The following is a 19228-nucleotide window of genomic DNA, read 5'->3' as shown; positions in this document are numbered from 1 at the left end:
CGTCAGGCTCATTGCTTGCGGGAAGCGTCCGGTCTCCTGTCGAGACCGCCATGGCGGCTTAACCCCGGCTCTATGGCCTGAACGCCTTCCTCATATTGAGTATAAATGTAAATAGGCAGGTCCAGGTTTCCAAGATGCCGCTCGATCAAGGGCTCCACCACCTTCCAATCCAGGCCGCCCGCGCCCGTAGCAAGACGCGGCAGCGCAATATGGGTAAACCTCTTGCTCTCCAGCAGATTGCGAAGTTCGCGCAACGACAGTTCTAAAACTTCCTTTCTGGCCGGGAGCGCCTTGCCCCCGGTGCCGGACGGCGCTTCATTCGTCAGCAGGCTGATCACCCGCTTGCCCATCGCACCCGACCAGACCCATACATCGCCGGCCTTGGGGTGCATGGCATGGCAGAAGTGGTGAAAATCCTTGACCAAGGCGGGCCACCGCTGGCTCAAACTCAAAGCCAGTCCCTGGTTGAAATGATCATGGGGAGCAACGGCATGAGCAATGACCTGAGCATGGCTCAGCAGGATATCGCCCCTTACTTCGTGAATCATGCGCCTCCCTCCGCAATGGATGACAATGAATAAGACAACCTATGCACCCTATGATTCAGTATAGCAAGCTGTGCCGCTTTAGCTTGCCCCTGTGATTCCTCTGCAATTCCTGCGACTTCAGCCAGATTCCTTACTACATGCCACCTTTATTTCCATTGGAACAAGTTGTCGCAACAAACACCGTAGCGCGCCTGGGGCCCAGCGTATCTCACTCAGTCATTAGGATCATTCCATGGAATCACTCGATATCATCCCTCGTGTACAGTATTCGCTCGAAGAAACAGAGCAAATCCTTCCTCATCCAGTGTTCCTGCCGCTAGTGAGAGCACGACTTGCGCCGCTTCTTCCTCGCTGGCCGTAAACCGATAGCCATTGAGTTCCAGAAAGAGGATGCCAATGACAAAGCCTGTGCGTTTGTTACCGTCTACAGAAGGATGATTACCCACAATTCCCACAGTGTAAGCGGCAGACATGCTAATGATATCTACATTGCTGGAATAAGCCAGATATTGACGAGGCCGCGCCAGAGCCGATGATAAAAGCGTTTTGTCGCGAACTCCGGGCGGTCCCCCATGCAGCGCGAGCAGGCGGTTATGGATTATGAGCGCGTCTCGCTCGTCTATCCATGATAGCTCTTTCACTTGGCCAGTATATGGAGCGTGTTGCGATAGCGGTTACAGATATCCTCGACCTTTGCCATTTTTTCCTCGAAGGTGGGGTCATAGGATGTAATCAAGTACCCCCCTTCCGGGGTCTCTATAAGATAGAGCGGCTGCCCATCGCCAGTATGAAGGCGATTAATGACCTCTTTGGGTAGGACGACCCCGAGTGAGTTTCCAAATTTACGGACTTTAAGTTCGAGCATGTGGGCTCCTGGAAGTTATTACAAAAGTAATAACTGATTATACAAGATCACTCATGCTTCAAACATCAGTTAAGGAAAGATGGGGCAAGCAGGCGGATATCATAGATAACGAGTTCTAGTTCGCACATATTGACGCGGCTTGCCGCCCTCCTTCTTCGCGATGGCGAGAAGGATATTTGTCGGGACTTCATACTTAACCGCCGCTTGAACTGAACAAAGCGATGTGCTCCGGCAAATCAGGGGGCAGATCCAGCATCCCCTACCCTCTTTGCGAAGTGCGAACCGACAAGGCGTTAATCGTGCCTAGCATGGTTTTCGCTGTTGGAATCCCCTGCTTTTAGGCAGAGGAGGATGTCAACTTCAAATCTCAAGCCGGGTTGACAGCGAACTTTGCCTTTTCTATACATAAGTTGGCCTTCGCATTATTTCCGCTATTGACTCTATTAACTCCAACTCTAATCGGTCCGAGGAGCTGACATGATCAAACCCTTTTCTGCCCTGCTCACTTTGGTCTTCGCCACTGGCCTTGGAGTGCCAGCGGCTTTTGCACAGCTGCAAACCCGAATCGTTGCAAGCGGCCTTGATCGCCCTTTGTTCGCAACATCGCCCGCAGGAGACTCACGCCTGTTCATTGTCGAACAGGGCGGCTTGATCAAAATCCTCCAGAATGGAGCTGTGCAGCCAACACCATTTCTCGATCTGTCAGGCTCGGTCAATACCGAGGGTGAGCGCGGCCTGCTGGGCATGGCATTCGATCCAAACTTTGCTAGCAACCGTCGATTTTATGTCGATTACATAGACAGGACCTCGCTCAACACCGTAGTCGCCACGTATCAGGTAAGCGCGACGCAGCCAAACGTTGCCGACATCGCAAGCCGACAAACAGTGCTCACTGTGCAGCAACCTGAATTCAACAATCACAAGGCTGGTTGGCTGGGCTTCAGGCCCGGTGAATCAAGGAATCTTTACATAGCCACAGGAGACGGCGGCTTCCATGATGATCCTGGTAATCGCGCACAAAACCTGTCCAGCAATCTCGGCAAAATTCTGCGGGTCGATGTTTCATCTGATCGCCTGCCCAATGATCCCACGCAGTATGGTTATGCGATACCTGATGGAAATATCACGGGGGGTAATCCGGAGATATATGCGTATGGGCTGCGCAACCCGTTTCGCGACAGTTTTGACCGGGAAAACGGCACTTTCTATATAGGCGATGTGGGACAAAACGCCCGCGAAGAAATCGATATAGGCGCCGCCGGAGCAAATTATGGATGGCGCAGATTCGAGGGCACGCTGGTGAATTTTCCCAATGATCCCCAGATTCCCAACCACACGCCGCCTATCTTTGAATATAACCATACCGCAGACGGCGGTTCAGTCATTGGCGGCTATGTCTACCGAGGCTCAGAAATCCCCGGTCTGGATGGCACCTACTTCTTTGCTGACTTCGTGAACGACAAAGTAATGTCCTTCCGCTTCACCGGCTCAGGCATTACCGACCTCACCGACCGCACTGCCGAACTGCTCTCCCCAACCGGCATTTCGGGGAATATCTCCTCATTCGGCGAGGACGCTTCCGGCAACCTTTATCTGATAAGCCTCAATGGACAGGTCGGGAGAATAACCCTTATACCTGAACCTGCAAGCTACGCGATGATGCTCGCGGGGATGGGTTTGATTGGAGTGTGGGCGAGGCGAAGGGGAAAAGCGGATGAAATGTCAGAATCGGACTCTACTACGTTATGTAGCTAGACTAATGATTTTGCCTGCTTCTTGTCGGGTTCCGCTTCGCTCAACCCTATTTACTCATCATGCCCATACCATGCATCAACAAGCTCTCCGATCTGGATATCAACTACCATAGGATGCGCAGATAACCAGCTTTTTACCCGCTCTCTATGCTCTTCAGTAGCGCTTTTTCGTTCTAATGTTACAAAACCTCCGCTATTTCCCCCGATTCCACCCCCAAACCACAAATCGTTGTTCTCAATGGCTTCCGTGATAAATTGATCAAAAAAATCGTTCAGTTTCTCGCTATCAAGATTTTCAGGTAATGAAAATGAAATCTCGAAGCCAAATTGCTGGAATTCATCCAGATGGAGTTTTTTTCTGAGGCGCCTGCTTCTGCTTTTGGACATGTTATGAAGTGATTAATGGTGCGAATAAAAGGATGAGTAGCCCGAGGTATCTCAGATCATAAAGGCTGGTCAGAGGTTCAAAAGGTGAGTATTAAACCGATAGCAAGAAGTTTATACCGACCAAGAAGTCAGATACAAAGTGTAGTAGTTTTAGATTATTCGAAATTCGAAATTGAAAGCTTTTTTATTTTATATAGGCGAGTAAATTCGATTCAGAATGGGCTTGCACCCTTCGTGCTGAATGTGAATATTCGTCCATGTCCGTTCCACTTTGTTGAGTTGGTCAGTCTCTATCCAATAGAACCAAACTGCCCGACCTTTTGCTGTCTCGGCTGTTTTCGCTGGTATATCAAGATGGTTGCCCATACGTTTACGCAGATTTGCAGTCAACCCAACATATAGGACTATGCCGGAGAAGGTAACAAAGGCGTAGCAGCCTGCACGGGGTGGTAGGAATTTTTGGTGACTGCGGTGAAACCAGCGCTTGTTTTGTTAGTGGGGCATGGTACAAGTTCTTCTACCTTCATAGCTCGATAGGTTGGCTCATTGCTCCTTTATTGAGAGCCTTCGACAAATGCTGTGATACTACATTTATGGCGCCAGCGTTTAGACAGTTAGCCTTCGATCCGCTGGCCCACCAGCTAGGATGCCCCACTCCAGCATATTCCCCTTCCATATTATCAAAGCATGTCTTCAGCAAAGCTTTCATGGTGCTAACGGTGTAGCTCCCCTTATTTTGGAGTTTCATGAAAAACGGGATCGAGAATTTGCAAAGGAGCTCCACACCGTTGTACTTGTAGAGCACCGTCGAATGACCGTCGTCCAGTAATTCAGTAATGGCCTTCCAGTAGTTCAAGAAAATCTTCTTTTCTTTCTCCGTATCACCGATTGCTGGATTGTGGACAGTAAGGACGTATTTAACGATAGCCTTGACGAATGTCTTTTGGTTCACAGATATTTGTTTTGCTGCATCTAGTGAATTATTCGCCATCTCTATCTTTTGATGCCAAGGGGAATCCTCGACCAAGTTCAGAAAGTCTACAAAGCGGATGCTATCGCTCGCTACCCGCTACCGCTGCGGTTCATTCCCACCCGCGTGGGGAACACTTGAGCGAAACCCACCAGCCCTCTCCGGAGGGCGGTTCATCCCCACCCGTGTGGGGAACACGAGGAGCTGCGGCCAGATTTTGACTGGCAGTACGGTTCATCCACCCGTGTGGGGAACACCCCCCTTTCGTGTTTCCAACTGTTACTATCATCGGTTCATCCCCACCCGTGTGGGGAACACGCTGAGAAGCGGATAAACGGATTTGTCTACCTCGGTTCATCCCCACCCGTGTGGGGAACACCAAACATCTCGGCAATTTCTCTGCGGTCGATCCGGTTCATCCCCACCCGCGTGGGGAACACGGAAGAAATGCCCCACATGCGGCGGAATGTTTCGGTTCATCCCCACCCGCGTGGGGAACACACAAGCTGTCTCCTGACCTGCAGGAGAAGTTGCGGTTCATCCCCACCCGCGTGGGGAACACTGCAAGACGCTGGAAGAAGTGACGAACTACCACGGTTCATCCCCACCCGCGTGGGGAACACGTAAAACCTGTATCAGCGCCGTCCACAAATGCCGGTTCATCCCCACCCGCGTGGGGAACACCATCTACCAAAACATCGCGTGTATGTGGAACCCGGTTCATCCCCACCCGCGTGGGGAACACCATCCAAGCCGTGCTGCTGAGGCCAACTCGGATGGTTCATCCCCACCCGCGTGGGGAACACCACTGCTTCTGTATGTCGGTGAGCTTTAATTCCGGTTCATCCCCACCCGCGTGGGGAACACAGATAGGCGGCTTCGTAAGAGATTTTCGGCGGCGGTTCATCCCCACCCGCGTGGGGAACACCGTAGAGGGCTGGTTAAATAATCGCTAATATGCGGTTCATCCCCACCCGCGTGGGGAACACTTCGAGGATTTCAGGGAATTTCACGGCAAATCCGGTTCATCCCCACCCGCGTGGGGAACACAGCGTTCATCACGTAACTGTGCCGGCTGATGACGGTTCATCCCCACCCGCGTGGGGAACACTCAGTGGGCAACCGATACTGACGCAGGAATGTCGGTTCATCCCCACCCGCGTGGGGAACACACCATTGGAATCATCGCTGTTCCGGGAAATTGCGGTTCATCCCCACCCGCGTGGGGAACACACTTGCAGATCAACATCCACTTCAAGTTTTAGCGGTTCATCCCCACCCGCGTGGGGAACACACCTATCTGGTCGCTCACGTCCTCGCCCTGGCCGGTTCATCCCCACCCGCGTGGGGAACACTTTATCGAGACCCAGTTGCAATGCCATAGTGCCGGTTCATCCCCACCCGCGTGGGGAACACTAGATCTTGCGCACCTCACGCCCCGCCTCAGTCGGTTCATCCCCACCCGCGTGGGGAACACATAGTTATTTTGATCATAGGACTCATCTACCTCGGTTCATCCCCACCCGCGTGGGGAACACGATGGTCGGTTTATCAAGGGTAGCGCGAAAACCGGTTCATCCCCACCCGCGTGGGGAACACTCAGTCTTAACGGTGGTGGTTCTCTTGCTGCCCGGTTCATCCCCACCCGCGTGGGGAACACATCATCATCGGTCTGGTCACTGTCGCAATTCCCGGTTCATCCCCACCCGCGTGGGGAACACCACCCTGTTGATCAGGCCGGTATTGGCATTGGCGGTTCATCCCCACCCGCGTGGGGAACACTGCAAATGCTCCGGCGAACGCTGCTGATGTAACGGTTCATCCCCACCCGCGTGGGGAACACCTCATATAGCTGGGGAAACGTTGGCTATGTGGCGGTTCATCCCCACCCGCGTGGGGAACACCTGTGATCTACGGCGGCGCTTTTTATAGTTTGCGGTTCATCCCCACCCGCGTGGGGAACACTTCAGGCTGTCCCTGCATCGTGGAACCGAACTGCGGTTCATCCCCACCCGCGTGGGGAACACCCCGATGATATTCCCTCTGGTGAGGTATATGTCGGTTCATCCCCACCCGCGTGGGGAACACGTTATTCCATCCCTCGGAACCACGAAACAGACCGGTTCATCCCCACCCGCGTGGGGAACACTTCAGGCTGTCCCTGCATCGTGGAACCGAACTGCGGTTCATCCCCACCCGCGTGGGGAACACCCCGATGATATTCCCTCTGGTGAGGTATATGTCGGTTCATCCCCACCCGCGTGGGGAACACGTTATTCCATCCCTCGGAACCACGAAACAGACCGGTTCATCCCCACCCGCGTGGGGAACACTGCTTCTCGTCTGCTGTCTGGCCGGGATAATGCGGTTCATCCCCACCCGCGTGGGGAACACGCGCGCCAGTAAAACCGATTGGCTTGTCGCTGCGGTTCATCCCCACCCGCGTGGGGAACACTGCAAAACGCAAAACAAATGACGGTAACCCTGCGGTTCATCCCCACCCGCGTGGGGAACACTAGGTTGACTACGGGCATACCCGTTCTGCTGTCGGTTCATCCCCACCCGCGTGGGGAACACAATAGGCGCGGAATGGTGCCATAGGGGTATCCCGGTTCATCCCCACCCGCGTGGGGAACACCGAATTCTTCTCTGTCTTTTTCCATGGTTAACCGGTTCATCCCCACCCGCGTGGGGAACACTCCGGTCGAACCGTCTCTCTTCTCGTAGAATTCCGGTTCATCCCCACCCGCGTGGGGAACACGCATTCATACGGCCCTGGAACGCACTCAGCGTCGGTTCATCCCCACCCGCGTGGGGAACACACTGCCTCTGCCCTGGTGAACATTCCAGAGTACGGTTCATCCCCACCCGCGTGGGGAACACTCATCCATGCTGGCTATGTCGCTTGAATATTGCGGTTCATCCCCACCCGCGTGGGGAACACGAAGGATGGGAGATTAAACAATCCGAATCTGGCGGTTCATCCCCACCCGCGTGGGGAACACTGCTTCAGCAATCCTGGCAATATTTGCGTTCGCGGTTCATCCCCACCCGCGTGGGGAACACGCCAGATCGGTTATGTCATCAGGCGACTCGGACGGTTCATCCCCACCCGCGTGGGGAACACACGCTTGAACATGTGGCCAGCATTGCCGACGCCGGTTCATCCCCACCCGCGTGGGGAACACATCGGCCTCGGCCCCACTATTTCGCCCGTTTCCGGTTCATCCCCACCCGCGTGGGGAACACTGCTGCCGTGCTGTTGAACTGGTCGCCGCCCGGCGGTTCATCCCCACCCGCGTGGGGAACACGTTTGATGCAGGCGGCGCTGCTGTCGATGTGTCGGTTCATCCCCACCCGCGTGGGGAACACGAAGGGAATTGTGGCACAAAGGTCACAGGACGCGGTTCATCCCCACCCGCGTGGGGAACACATGCAACTCTGCCTTGCGCTTATCCTCTTTTTCGGTTCATCCCCACCCGCGTGGGGAACACAAATCCCCATTCAAGCCTGGCACGACCTCCTGCGGTTCATCCCCACCCGCGTGGGGAACACAATGTCACCCAAGAAGGGGATCACCATATCCCCGGTTCATCCCCACCCGCGTGGGGAACACTCGCCGCGTGCAAGGAAAAGACTCCGAAAGCGCGGTTCATCCCCACCCGCGTGGGGAACACAGCTTGCGAAGGATGGCAGCGTCCTCGATGGACGGTTCATCCCCACCCGCGTGGGGAACACCCGGCAGTCCGCGAATAATCGCATCTATCGATCGGTTCATCCCCACCCGCGTGGGGAACACACTTCTTTCATCTCTTTGAATCTACATCAAAAATCAATACATCAAAATTGTACCAACTTTTTTACTACGTTTTGTCCTGTTCGGGGAGAAATGATACGAGTTTCGCTCCATCCAACTCTACGGGAATCCGCCGATTATTCCCCACCGTCACAAAATCAAAACCGGCCTCTGAATTGGTGCGCCACGCCATCACGGCATTGCCATCTTCAATACCTTTTTCTACTTGATTCCAGATATTATCGCGAACTTTTGCGGAATAATTGCCGACATAAACACCCGCACGGATCTCCAGTAACCAGATGGCGAGCCGTCCGCGCAGACGCGGTGGAGAATTTTCAAGTACGATGACCAACATCGCCTAAACCTTCTTCATTGGGAATTGCGGGCAGCACCGCTTCCTCATGAGATGCCGGCGGAGTAATTTCGCCGGCCGATAGCATTTCCTCTATTCCTGGAATGATGCGCTCAAGCAATCTACTTTCCCTGAATACATCGCGGCAAGCGAGGCGAACCTGCTGTTCCGGATTTTGCGGGAATCTGGCAGCAATCTTGAACGCCACCGGCACAACCGTTTCAAACTTATAAATATCCGCCACATCGTAAACGAAGGATAATGGCTTGCCTGTATGAATAAAGCCCACTGCGGGTGCATACCCTGCTGCCAGTACTGCGGCCTCAGCCACTCCATACAAACATGACGTCGCGGATGAGAGGCAACGATTGGGCAAATCGCCCCTGTCCCATTCGCTGGTGTCGTAATTACGCGACTTCCATTCCACACCATATTTTTTTGCGATCAGCTTATATGTCTCGCGCACCCGCGCCCCTTCGAGGCCACGCAGCTGCTCCACGCTGCGCCTCGCCGGGGGCTCCTCGCCGAAGCGGATGGCATACATTTTACGCACCACCTTGAGCCGCAAGGTATCATCCAACGCCAGTTTGGCTTGATAGAGCAAGCGATCAGCCCTCGCCCCGCCTGGCTGGCCCGAAGAATACAAACGCACCCCCGCCTCGCCCACCCACACCAGCAGTGTGCCCACTCGCGCGGCCAACGCTACAGCGGCATGGGAAGTCCTTGTACCAGGTTCCAACATGAGACAGGCAACACCGCCGACAGGAATATGCGTGCGGACACCACTCTTATCCAGCACAACGAACGCGCCATCCAGCACGTCCAGTTGGCCCTTTTCGATAAACAGGATGGAAAGCCGTTCCTTTATGGCAATCGGTTTCAGGGACGGCAGGAGATCGGCCATATAATCGGTGCAATCAGCCCGGGAAGGGGCGCAGCAAGAGATGACCGCAATAAAACTTCATGCCCCTATTTTCCCAACTCATTTTTGCCTTTCCCCTCTGCATATAGTCAAAGATGCCAAACCGCTCAATTCCGCACCAGCAACAAGCCGCAACCGAAGGCCTTCGCGTGGCCGAGTCCGTTATATAAAGCCAGATTAAATAACTGGGGATTTGTCACAAGTAGCTCGCCTGAAAAATCCACCGTGCTAAAACGGATATCGCGAGGGTGCTTAGCCGCTATGCTTTGCTCATAGGCATCCACTTGCAGCTTGCGTTGCGGCGCCTCTTCATTCGTCAGCGCAACCTCAAATCCATTTCTTTTCGCCACCCTGTCGAGCCATTCAGCACAATGCTTTTGTACCAATTCATACAGCAGTGGCTTTTTGCTTTCGTCATTCCAATACGCCCATTTTGCTCCATTGCTGAATCCGTGTTCCGTCAGCAACTGCTTCTTGGCTTCCATCACAACATCATGGCGCCGGGATTTCCCGTCGGCATTTTTTTTGGTAATCACCGGATTAGCACGGAGCTGGAAGGATAAACGCTGGCCTTCCTTCAATTGGGGAGCATAGAGGCGGCTTTCCACCTGCCACGCATCGCTGAATGCGGTGGGCTGCCGCTGCGAAACCACGTAAAAACGCGGCATCTGTTCCTGCTCATGGCGCCGGAAAATAAAATCGCGCCGTTGATCCGCACTGCTCGGGAAAAATTTCCACACCCATTGATGGACGTCATAAGACGATTTCGACAGTTCATGCGCGGCTCGTCGCAACAAGCGTTCCTCTGGCGTAATAACGCTAAAATACATGACGTTTATCCTTTCACCAGTAAAGCGATATGTTCGCTGCGGCCTGCAAACTGCCAGCCTTGGCGGGTAATCACTTGGTCCTTGCGGGTGATGCTCAAGTCGCGCTTCACCCCCACGACCGACAGGTCGTCAGCGCCGAAATCGTCACCCCAAGCGATTTTATGAACTGATAAATCATGTGGCTCAGCATGTTTTGGCAATTGCTGCTGCCGCAGATCAGCCAGTTGCTGCCGGTAACCCGTAAAGGCCGCACAAATGGTTTCAGCATCCAGGACGCAGGGATGCAAAGGTGCGGCAAGGGGACAGGATTTGCGTCCCAGATACATCACGAACTTCGGCATTTTTAATGCCCCAGCCAATTGCGCTAATGAATAAGGTGCATTCGTCATCCTTTGCACCGCCACTAAAGCGGCGGCATCCTGCCGGTAATCACGGCTGGATAAAATAGTATTGAGATCCGTTTTGGGCAATGACAATTCATCCCGCCGCGTGACGTGCGGCCGCTTTTTCAGATCAGCGCGGCCAGGCACTTGCGCAGTATGGTAATCGCGCAGCAATCTTCCCTGGCTCAGTACACCTACTGCCAGGCGATAGCCTGTGCGCAAGGCTGCCTGCGCCGCATCATCGGCGCGATCAACGCCCAATGCCGCACCCAGCAGACCGTGTATGGCGGACTGGCTGGGGTATTCCGCGCTCGGGCGATATTCACCTACGGCCGCTTCGCCCCACGAGGATAGCGGAGCATGAAGTTGAAAAACCAGGGTTTCCATAGGAATTAGTTCGCAACAAATTCGGCTAATGCATTCAGGCTCCCCTCACCCGTTTCAACATTAAACTGCGCGCAGGCATCGGTGCAATCGCCATACACCGCGTTGAAGTTGTCGCGGCGCCTGCTTAATTCCTTAATGGCACGGCTCAAGGTATCTTCGCCTTTTTCATCTTCGCCTTTTTCCTGCTTGGGCTTTATGGGTTTGAGAAAGGCTTGCGACAAACTGCGTGGCTGTTGATCACCTTTCTCCGCCAGCACAAAACCTGCATAGGCTCGCGAAGCAAAACTGTTTTGCTTGCCGATGGGCGACACCTTTGTGACCGCCTGCATGAAGGCATTCAAGGCATTTCGTGTCAACTCCGCATCGCCCCCCAGGTTTTCCTCCAGCAATTCACGGTTAATGCAGATATACAAATAGAACACGCCTGCACCAAAACCCAGTTCGCCGATATGTGCGGCGCCCCGGTCTTCTTCGCCGGCATTGAGATCATCAACAGCAATAAAATAATCATCTTCGACCGCAGCCTTGTGCACGGTGATAGCGTGCGCTACCTGTATGGCGGCTTCGGTATTAAAAGCCGGCGATGAAGCCAGCATGCGGCCAAACATCGCAATGTCCACGGCAGTGTGCTGCTTGCGCAGCAGATTCAAATCTTCCTCGGTTGGCGCAGTCGCTGTCGACACCAGTTGTGTCACTAAATCGGCAATCGCTTTTTCCTCTTCGGGACTGAAATGCACCAGTTGCTCAACGTGCAGATCTTCGTTTTTTTCGGCCTTTTTGTCGGACTTCAATTTGCCGAACTGACTGGCAATTGTTTTTGCCCATTCACGCGCATTTTTTTCGCTGACACCTTGCCGGGTCAGCGATTGATAAACGCTCACGCCCATTTCCTTGGTGCGCGTACCGATATGCCCTTTCAGCGCGCTCTCGAAAATATCGGAGGTACGCCAGGCCCGTTTAAGACTTTGCGAAGAAATACGCAAACGGGTGCAATCGCCAATCACTGCGGTTTTTGGACGGCCGGTGTCATCGCGGTTGAGGTTTGAAGGAGGGTAGCTGGTCAGGATATGCAGCTGAATAAAACGGGACATAGTTTTTCCTTTGATAGTTTTTATAAAGGGTTTTTAAAAAATCAGGCAGACTTTTTGCTCGGCCATCGATAGCTATAAGCCCATTGTTTTTTTATGTCGTCATTCCACCAATAGACATCGTGTGCCAGTTGCTCAATGTTGGCTTGATGACCTCCCAAGGGTAAAATTCGACGCAGACTGGTAAACAAATCATCAGTGGTTTCAACCTTGAGCAGGCCCCGAAAACGGATTTCCGACACCAAGAGCCTGTCGCCTTTTGATTCATACATTCTGATAGGCAAGCGTTGCGTATCGTCGAAATCACCTTGATTACCATCTTTCATTTTGACGTGTGCCACTAATCCAGCAATTGCGGCGAGCTTATCCCTTTGCCACTCACTGGAACTTTCTGGCCAGCCACAAGCCAGCATATAGCGGTAAAAGCGCTGGTAAGCATCGCTTAATGTCACTGCGTCGAGCGTTGCGCATCGCCGCAACATGGCGCGGCTGGCGCGATCGTCTTCCAACTTTTCCCACCAATCGGTTAACGGTTGGGCAAAAAGGATTTTGATGGGGATCGATTTTTTTTCTTCCATTATTTATTTCTCTACAGTGTCAATTGGGCTTGGGCATCGGCGGATGATCCGCTTTCCTGCCTTCTTTAGCAGACTTGCTTTTCTTCTGATCCACAGGCAAACGCAAGATGGTTTTTATCGCATCGCCCTGCAAATTATTTTTCAGATTGTTATAGGCTTCTGCAATTCGGCGTGGGTCCTGCTGACCGACGGGACCGGAGCCGACAATATCCTCATCAAACAGCTTGATGGCACATTTGATCAAAACGTTGCGCCATGTTTCGCCCAGGTCAATAATGAACCTGGCGTCATCCATGTTAATGCCCGATTCGGTGCGCGCCTGTTTCATTAAATCCTGCAGCTGCCGATAAAAACCCGCCTCTGTGCTGTCCCAGAATGCCTTATCGATAAAACTCAAATCGCCACGTAATTCGCTCTCGCCAAACCACGCATGCTTGACCGCTTTGCGCAAATAAAAGACGGCTTGTTCTGCGGCCTCAATTCTATTGGCGACAAGAGCGACAAGATTTTGAATCTGCGTCTGGGTAGACCGCGTAGCCTCTGCCAGGCTGTATAAAGGGAAAGTCGTTTCGTACCAGCAGCGGGATTTCATGTTATCCATGTCATAGCCAAACACCCACAGCCTGAACTGAGCCGACTTTTGATATTTTTTGCGCTCCTGAAAAAAATAATTAACGATCTCGGCGGCTTGAACGGGTTTCTTCCCTTGGTTAACCCCCAGCACCCACGCCAGCCAGTGCTTGTAACTAAAACCACCGGGTTGCGGATGCACAGGCAGCCAGCCTTCTTTGGTTTCGTAATAAGGCGAAAACGGATGCCGCCACACACCCTTGTAATTCAGGCCCTGCGGTTTGGTGGCATATCGATGCACCAGTTGGCTCGAATCGCGTTTGCAGACATCGCACGCTCCGTTTTTCACATCTGCAAAATCAACACGAATCCGACGTGGCATGGCCCAGAACGAATGATGGGGATGGACTTGCAATGGCTGTGTCTCCCCGCCGGTACGCTGAATCTGACTGATGTCTGCCAGCCACGGAAAAGTAAAGTGCCTTGCCGTTTTTTGTGCATCCCCCCCTTGCTGCAGGAAAGCGCGTTGCGGTTTGACGTTGAGCCATAAGTCTTGCCACAAGCTCTGCGATGGGGTGGCTACCAGCAGCGTAGTGAGAGGGCCGCCGCCGCGCAGACTGGTGCGATGTCCCGCGCCACCCGCAGGAGCATTCGTTTGCAAGGTAAACAAGGCCGCCGCCACACAATGCGGACACATCGCGTTGACAGTGCCACGCTTGACGAAATGGTCGGTATTTTTATCAACCGACGAGCTTCCGGCAGCCTCGATCAATAACGCATCAATTGTGCATTCCGCCCCTTCGTTAGTGGTTAAGCTGAAATCCTGCATAAACCGCGCGCCATCCCCATCCAGAATGAATGCGTCAGCATTGACGCCAAACCATTTATCCAGAATTTCAGCAGAAGGCGGCTTATCCAGCAAATGCTCCCAGCTGTCTTCGTCATCAATCGGCGTAGTCGTTTGCAACAAGCCAATCATCATTTGTGCGAGTGCACCGTTGAAATCGGCGCGATTGGCCGCAAACGCAACAATATCCGCCTCGGCAATCTGGTGCGGTGCAATCCAGTCGACTTGCCCTGTGCTGCGGCGGACAGGTAGCCATTTTTCTTCGAGTAAATTCAAATGAAATCTCACTTTTTTTATATTTACTAAAACAAATTATGCTAACTTATGAATAAGTGTATACTATACTTTGATTTTCAGATTTAAGAAAGTTTTTGATGAAAACAGGCCTCCAAATCTGAATTCATTTCTTTCTTCAGTTCCTCCAAAAAACTGATCTGTGAATCTTTGTTCCCTTGCAGAGGGATGAACCATTAGCTTAATTGGTTAGGGCATGTTTATTTGTATGTTCCCCACATCTGCGGGGCTTAGTCCGATGCAATAATTGCATCGGACTCCTTTACTCGCAAACCAAAATCCGCATCGTAAATCCAGGTCAGAAGTTCCGGCCTCTTCCCTGATTTTTCATTACCAGCAGTCCAGGCCCGGCCTTCCCACGTGCCATCCGAACGCTGCGATAACGGCAACAACCTGCACCATTTACCCTGGCTGGGCAAGGTCTGTTGCAAATGTACATAAGCCGCTTTTTGCAGCGGGTCGAATGGGGCGTCGACGCTTGCCAACCATCGGGCTGGCACTTTTACCATGCTATAAGTCCACATCCCCTCCGCCCATCCCTCCAGAAGGCCATCAACCCATTTTGCCAGCATGAGTTCCACTGTCTCTTCGCCCAGGCGGGAAGGCGTTTTTGCATCGCTCCACCAATCGTCGATCTCGCCACGCCTGTAACCACCGTCTATTTTCAGGGTGTTTAGCTGCGCCATACTCGCTTCTGCCATTTCTTGCCCTTCTGCTTTTATGGCGTTTCTGGCGAGCGATTCAGGCAGAATCTCTTTTTCAGAAAACACGGTTTCAATCATTTCTCTCGCATCCATTGGCATAGTGAAACTGCCTTTCTGTAACACCTTTGCCGTTAGCCAAAGCTGCCCATGATGCACATAAACATATTGAGCTTTCCTGAATACAGCAGCGTACCAGTCGGCCTTCGGCTGTTCTGTCCAGGCCGGTGCATATACCCACAGGCACGGTGCCGGTCGCTGATCCTTGGCGTCAGTTGCAGGCAAACGGTTGCCTTGGGCATCGCGCACATGCCGCTGCAACCGGCCCGCCCGTTGCAGGACGCGATCTACCGGTGCAAGATCGGTAATCAGCACATCGAAATCCAGATCCAGTGATTGCTCTGCGACCTGGGTGGCAATCATCAAGCGTCCTTGCCGATCTTGTTGATTGCTGCCTTCGCCAAATGCGCCCAATACCTGCGCCTCCTTTTCCAGTCTGTCCCGCAGGGCAAAGCGTGCATGAAATAGCGTTATTTTTTCGCGGGGAGTGGTTTGAGATATGCGCTCGTAAGCAGCCATCGCATCTGCAACGGTATTGCGAATCCATCCCACACATTGGCCTTGTTGCAATGCAGCACCAATATGCGAGAAGACTTTTTCAAGATCGGCTTCGTAATGTACCTGCACCGTGCGCGAAACACAGTGCCGTGAGGCTAGTGCATTTTCCACCGGGACGCATTGGTTCTCATGCCAGTGGGTTGCCAGTGGGTAGGCATCCGAATACAACGTCGGTGCGTGGTCTCGATTGCGCCCTTTGGCATAGGCGTTGAGCAAGGCCTGTTTCATGTGGATAGGCAATGTGGCCGATAACAAAATCACCGGACCGCCAGTGCACGCATGGAACTTCAGCAGCACTTCCAGCACGCCCTGCATATAGGCATCGCATGCATGCACCTCATCAACAATCAACACCTTGTTGAACAAGCCCAGTAACCGGAGAGATTGGTGCTTGCTGTGCAAAACAGCTAGCAAGGCTTGGTCTATCGTTCCGATTCCGGCGGAGGCCAATAATGCACGTTTGCTATGGTCAGCCAGCCATGCACTGCAACGTGCCGAAGCGGTTTCATCCACTTGGGCAACGTCCTGTTCGGGTGACCCAGGAGGCAGGATGGAAGTGGCAAACTTCTCCACCAACTTTTTATGACCGTGAGCCAGCACCAAATTGGCATTCCCGACAAAAAGCTTTCGATAAACTTCTGCCATGCGCTCATACATGGCATTGGCTGTTGCCATGGTCGGCAAGCCAATAAAAAAACCTTCCGCCAACCCCTGCTCCATCAAACGATAAGCCAGCATTATTGCGGCTTCGGTTTTTCCGGATCCTGTCACATCCTCCAGTAAATAAATTTGCGGTGCCTGCGGAATGTCCACTGATACCGCCCATTGTTGCAATGGCGACGCCTCCTGGATATTCTGGAATAAGTCCTTGAGAGAGCGTCCTTTCTGAATGTCGGCCGACGAAATGCCTGAATGGCCCAATGCGATAGCGACCCGACCTTTTGTGTATTCCCAGTATTCCTCCAAATCCATTGACGGATTTTTATATGGAAAATACTGGGTATTCGAACCGAGCCAGTCTGCCAGCACTGTAGTTCCTGCAAACCACCAAGACAGCATTTCGCCAGCATCCTTAAAATTCTGATTGGCAGGAAGGCGCCTGGCGTCTTTTGTAAGCAACAGTTCGGCCATCGCCTGCACAAACTCGGCAGCGATTTGCTTGTCTTCCCTACGAAAGAAACTATCGACATTGCCACTTGGTCGGGGCGGCATCCCATGATGCCCGGTCACAGCCGATAGCCAACACTTAAGGCTGCGTTGAGTGGCGCGAGAAGCTTCGATTCCGATTTCAAGCAGCGCCTCATCCACAAGATAGTCATCCAATAACCAGAAACCCAGTGAGTCATGGCGTTCACTGTATATTTTGTTTGGGTGCGGTTGTCGTTTCTGCAACGCTAAAATCAGATCGGGCCGCTGTGCCTGGAATGCCTCGCTGAACTTGCCCAGGTCATGCAATGCAAGCAAAAACCCCGACCAGGACAAAAAATCCTGTTCATGACAGTTCAACAACCTACAGCACAATTTAAGCAAAGAAGACCGCTCAAGATAAGCCACACCCACCGCCGCTACATCCAGGCTGTGATAGGCGAGCGGATGCCACTTTTGTTCGTGCGGGTAGACGGGATCGGCCTTACCCCAGTAGTTGAAAATCGTGCCCTCTAGTCGCTTTAGCATAATTTGTTTTTTGGTTGCCAACTTATGGGAGGCGCAAGAGGTAGCTCATAAGTTAGCCTGCGATTTATTATTTAGCAGGGTTGTATCCTGAATTTTGCTTGATCTTTCCACTTGTTGTTTTGATGCTTATTTTTATGGCGCTACCCAGGAAATAAGATGATCTTTCATTCCATTCCCAAACTGGTCTATTCAGATATTATTGCCTTGAAACGGGCTCAGCAATTGGACCAAAGTACTACGTCCAAGACCTGATAGTCTTTGTGTCTTGTTTCCGCTCAGGAAGGTTTCAGGGTAAAGCTTTGATGGGCTGCACTGCGCTTCACCTATCCTACGGCAGATAAGCGAACAGCATAAATAATTAATCTGTTGTCATTTTATCTGCATCCAAAAGATCGCATCTTTTCGGAGGCTTCGTTAACCCCATCCGTTAAAATGCAAGGCTCCTCTCGTCCCTGAAAATACCAATCCGAAAAACGCACGCCTTGACCTTAAGGTCCGGCAACAGGTAATGTTGCGGCCTTGTTCATCGAGTTGTTTTCAATTTCCATCTTTGACTACCCCCTCCACCAAACACGAGCTGCTGCATGACATCCTGAAGCAGGTTTCCCGTTCGTTTTATCTCACGCTCAATGTGCTGCCGATTGGTGTGCGTGACCAGATGGGCCTGGCGTATCTGTTTGCGCGTGCTGCCGATACCATTGCGGATACGGATCTGATCGATCGATCGGAGCGCCTGAAATACCTGAAGCAGTTCCGTGATCAATTCACGACGGCAGGGGTCGATCGGGAAGCGGTTCAGGGGATTCAGAGCGCGCTGGTCCCTCATCAGAAAGACTCGGGAGAGAGCATTCTTCTGCAGCGGCTGGAGGATTGTTTCAGGCTGTACGAGGAGTGCTCGCTCGACGACCGGAAGCGCATCCAGTGGGTCATAAAGGTGCTGACTGAAGGGATGGAGATGGACTTGAACCGCTTCCCCGGCCAGTCAAGTGACCGGCTTGCGGCGCTATCCACTCTGGACGACCTGGATCAGTACACCTACTATGTCGCAGGTTGTGTCGGGGATTTCTGGACCAGGATGATTTGTGCTCACCGGCCGACGATGGGGCGATGGGATGTAGAGGAGATGGCGGCCATCGGGGTAAGGTTCGGAAAAGGACTGCAACTCACGAACATTCTGAAGGATATCGGCCGGGATCTGCACAATGGGCGCTGTTATATTCCCGAATCGCTTCTCGATGAGGTGGGCCTGAAGCCAGCGGACCTGTTGAATGACAACAATTTGCCAAAATTCAAACCGGTTCTCGATCGGCTCATCAGGATGGCCATCGAACACCTGGATCAAGGCTGGGTTTATACCATGGCGATTCCCGTCTCGGAGATTCGTCAACGGCTGGCCTGCATCTGGCCTATACTGCTAGCCGGGGAAACCCTGAGGCGTGTCGCGGTGGCACCCGATCTGCTCGATCCCGCCGTCAATGTCAAAGCGCCTCGAAGCGAGGTATACCTGATAATGACGTTGACAACCCTGACCTGCGCCAACGGCTTTGTTGCAACCAGTTACTGGAACCGAGTCCGGGAGCAGGTTGTCTCAGCCGTAGAGCAATAACCGCAGAGCCGGCTGGCGCAATATAACTACCGCTGCCGCGTTTCACCCTTAAAGC

At 52.8% G+C, this 19228-nt stretch carries 15 protein-coding genes and 1 CRISPR repeat array; of the genes, 2 read left to right on the top strand and 13 right to left on the bottom strand.

Annotated features, from left to right (window positions below; genetic code table 11):
• Positions 1-8: 8 nt before the first annotated feature.
• The 3 genes from ACZ5BW_RS05040 to ACZ5BW_RS05030 form a co-directional block, all read right to left on the bottom strand.
• Complete coding sequence (locus ACZ5BW_RS05040; RefSeq protein WP_464543136.1) at positions 9-548, bottom strand: macro domain-containing protein; 540 nt, start codon at positions 546-548, stop codon at positions 9-11.
• 248 nt (positions 549-796) lie between these two features.
• Positions 797-1189, bottom strand: coding sequence for a type II toxin-antitoxin system death-on-curing family toxin (locus tag ACZ5BW_RS05035; protein ID WP_464543134.1), 393 nt, complete (start codon positions 1187-1189; stop codon positions 797-799).
• The gene (locus tag ACZ5BW_RS05030; RefSeq protein WP_464543132.1) at positions 1186-1413 is read right to left on the bottom strand and encodes an AbrB/MazE/SpoVT family DNA-binding domain-containing protein; all 228 of its coding nucleotides are present in this window, start codon (positions 1411-1413) and stop codon (positions 1186-1188) included. The genes ACZ5BW_RS05035 and ACZ5BW_RS05030 overlap by 4 nt, the downstream gene beginning before the upstream one ends.
• 477 nt (positions 1414-1890) lie before the next feature.
• Between ACZ5BW_RS05030 and ACZ5BW_RS05025 the strand changes: the two genes are divergently transcribed.
• Positions 1891-3168, top strand: a complete 1278-nt coding sequence (locus ACZ5BW_RS05025) for a PQQ-dependent sugar dehydrogenase (RefSeq protein ID WP_464543130.1) — start codon at positions 1891-1893, stop codon at positions 3166-3168.
• 50 nt (positions 3169-3218) lie between these two features.
• On the opposite strand, the gene ACZ5BW_RS05020 is transcribed toward ACZ5BW_RS05025, so the two are convergent.
• From ACZ5BW_RS05020 to cas3, 10 genes are all read right to left on the bottom strand, one after another.
• Positions 3219-3554, bottom strand: coding sequence for a YggL 50S ribosome-binding family protein (locus tag ACZ5BW_RS05020; RefSeq protein WP_464543128.1), 336 nt, complete (start codon positions 3552-3554; stop codon positions 3219-3221).
• A gap of 523 nt (positions 3555-4077) precedes the next feature.
• The gene (locus tag ACZ5BW_RS05015) at positions 4078-4545 is read right to left on the bottom strand and encodes a hypothetical protein (RefSeq protein WP_464543126.1); all 468 of its coding nucleotides are present in this window, start codon (positions 4543-4545) and stop codon (positions 4078-4080) included.
• 267 nt (positions 4546-4812) lie between these two features.
• Positions 4813-8323: a CRISPR direct-repeat array (repeat unit 29 nt; unit sequence CGGTTCATCCCCACCCGCGTGGGGAACAC).
• A 64-nt stretch (positions 8324-8387) separates the two neighbouring features.
• Positions 8388-8678, bottom strand: a complete 291-nt coding sequence (gene cas2e / locus ACZ5BW_RS05010; protein WP_112892660.1) for a type I-E CRISPR-associated endoribonuclease Cas2e — start codon at positions 8676-8678, stop codon at positions 8388-8390.
• Positions 8659-9579 (bottom strand): type I-E CRISPR-associated endonuclease Cas1e, encoded by a 921-nt coding sequence (gene cas1e, locus ACZ5BW_RS05005; protein ID WP_464543123.1) that lies wholly within the window; start codon positions 9577-9579, stop codon positions 8659-8661. Before cas1e ends, cas2e begins: the two co-directional genes overlap by 20 nt.
• 125 nt (positions 9580-9704) lie before the next feature.
• Positions 9705-10427, bottom strand: coding sequence for a type I-E CRISPR-associated protein Cas6/Cse3/CasE (cas6e, locus tag ACZ5BW_RS05000; RefSeq protein ID WP_464543120.1), 723 nt, complete (start codon positions 10425-10427; stop codon positions 9705-9707).
• 5 nt (positions 10428-10432) lie between these two features.
• On the bottom strand, positions 10433-11197 hold the full coding sequence (gene cas5e / locus ACZ5BW_RS04995; protein ID WP_464543118.1) for a type I-E CRISPR-associated protein Cas5/CasD: 765 nt from the start codon (positions 11195-11197) through the stop codon (positions 10433-10435).
• 5 nt (positions 11198-11202) lie between these two features.
• Positions 11203-12288: a type I-E CRISPR-associated protein Cas7/Cse4/CasC gene (gene cas7e / locus ACZ5BW_RS04990; protein WP_464543116.1), complete on the bottom strand. Its 1086-nt coding sequence runs from the start codon at positions 12286-12288 to the stop codon at positions 11203-11205.
• Positions 12289-12329: 41 nt separating this feature from the next.
• Positions 12330-12863 carry a type I-E CRISPR-associated protein Cse2/CasB gene (gene casB, locus ACZ5BW_RS04985; protein WP_464543114.1) on the bottom strand — a complete coding sequence of 178 codons (534 nt, stop codon included), beginning with the start codon at positions 12861-12863 and terminating at the stop codon, positions 12330-12332.
• 19 nt (positions 12864-12882) lie between these two features.
• A complete protein-coding gene (casA, locus tag ACZ5BW_RS04980) occupies positions 12883-14556 on the bottom strand; it encodes a type I-E CRISPR-associated protein Cse1/CasA (RefSeq protein WP_464543112.1) in 1674 nt (557 codons plus the stop codon).
• A 248-nt stretch (positions 14557-14804) separates the two neighbouring features.
• Complete coding sequence (gene cas3, locus ACZ5BW_RS04975; protein WP_464543110.1) at positions 14805-17567, bottom strand: CRISPR-associated helicase Cas3'; 2763 nt, start codon at positions 17565-17567, stop codon at positions 14805-14807.
• A gap of 550 nt (positions 17568-18117) precedes the next feature.
• On the opposite strand from cas3, the gene ACZ5BW_RS04970 reads away from it, so the two are divergent.
• Positions 18118-19173: a phytoene/squalene synthase family protein gene (locus tag ACZ5BW_RS04970; RefSeq protein ID WP_464543108.1), complete on the top strand. Its 1056-nt coding sequence runs from the start codon at positions 18118-18120 to the stop codon at positions 19171-19173.
• Positions 19174-19228: the final 55 nt, after the last annotated feature.

The organism is Nitrosospira sp. TNL300 (assembly GCF_055385915.1).
This window is presented reverse-complemented; position numbering and strand designations above follow the sequence as displayed.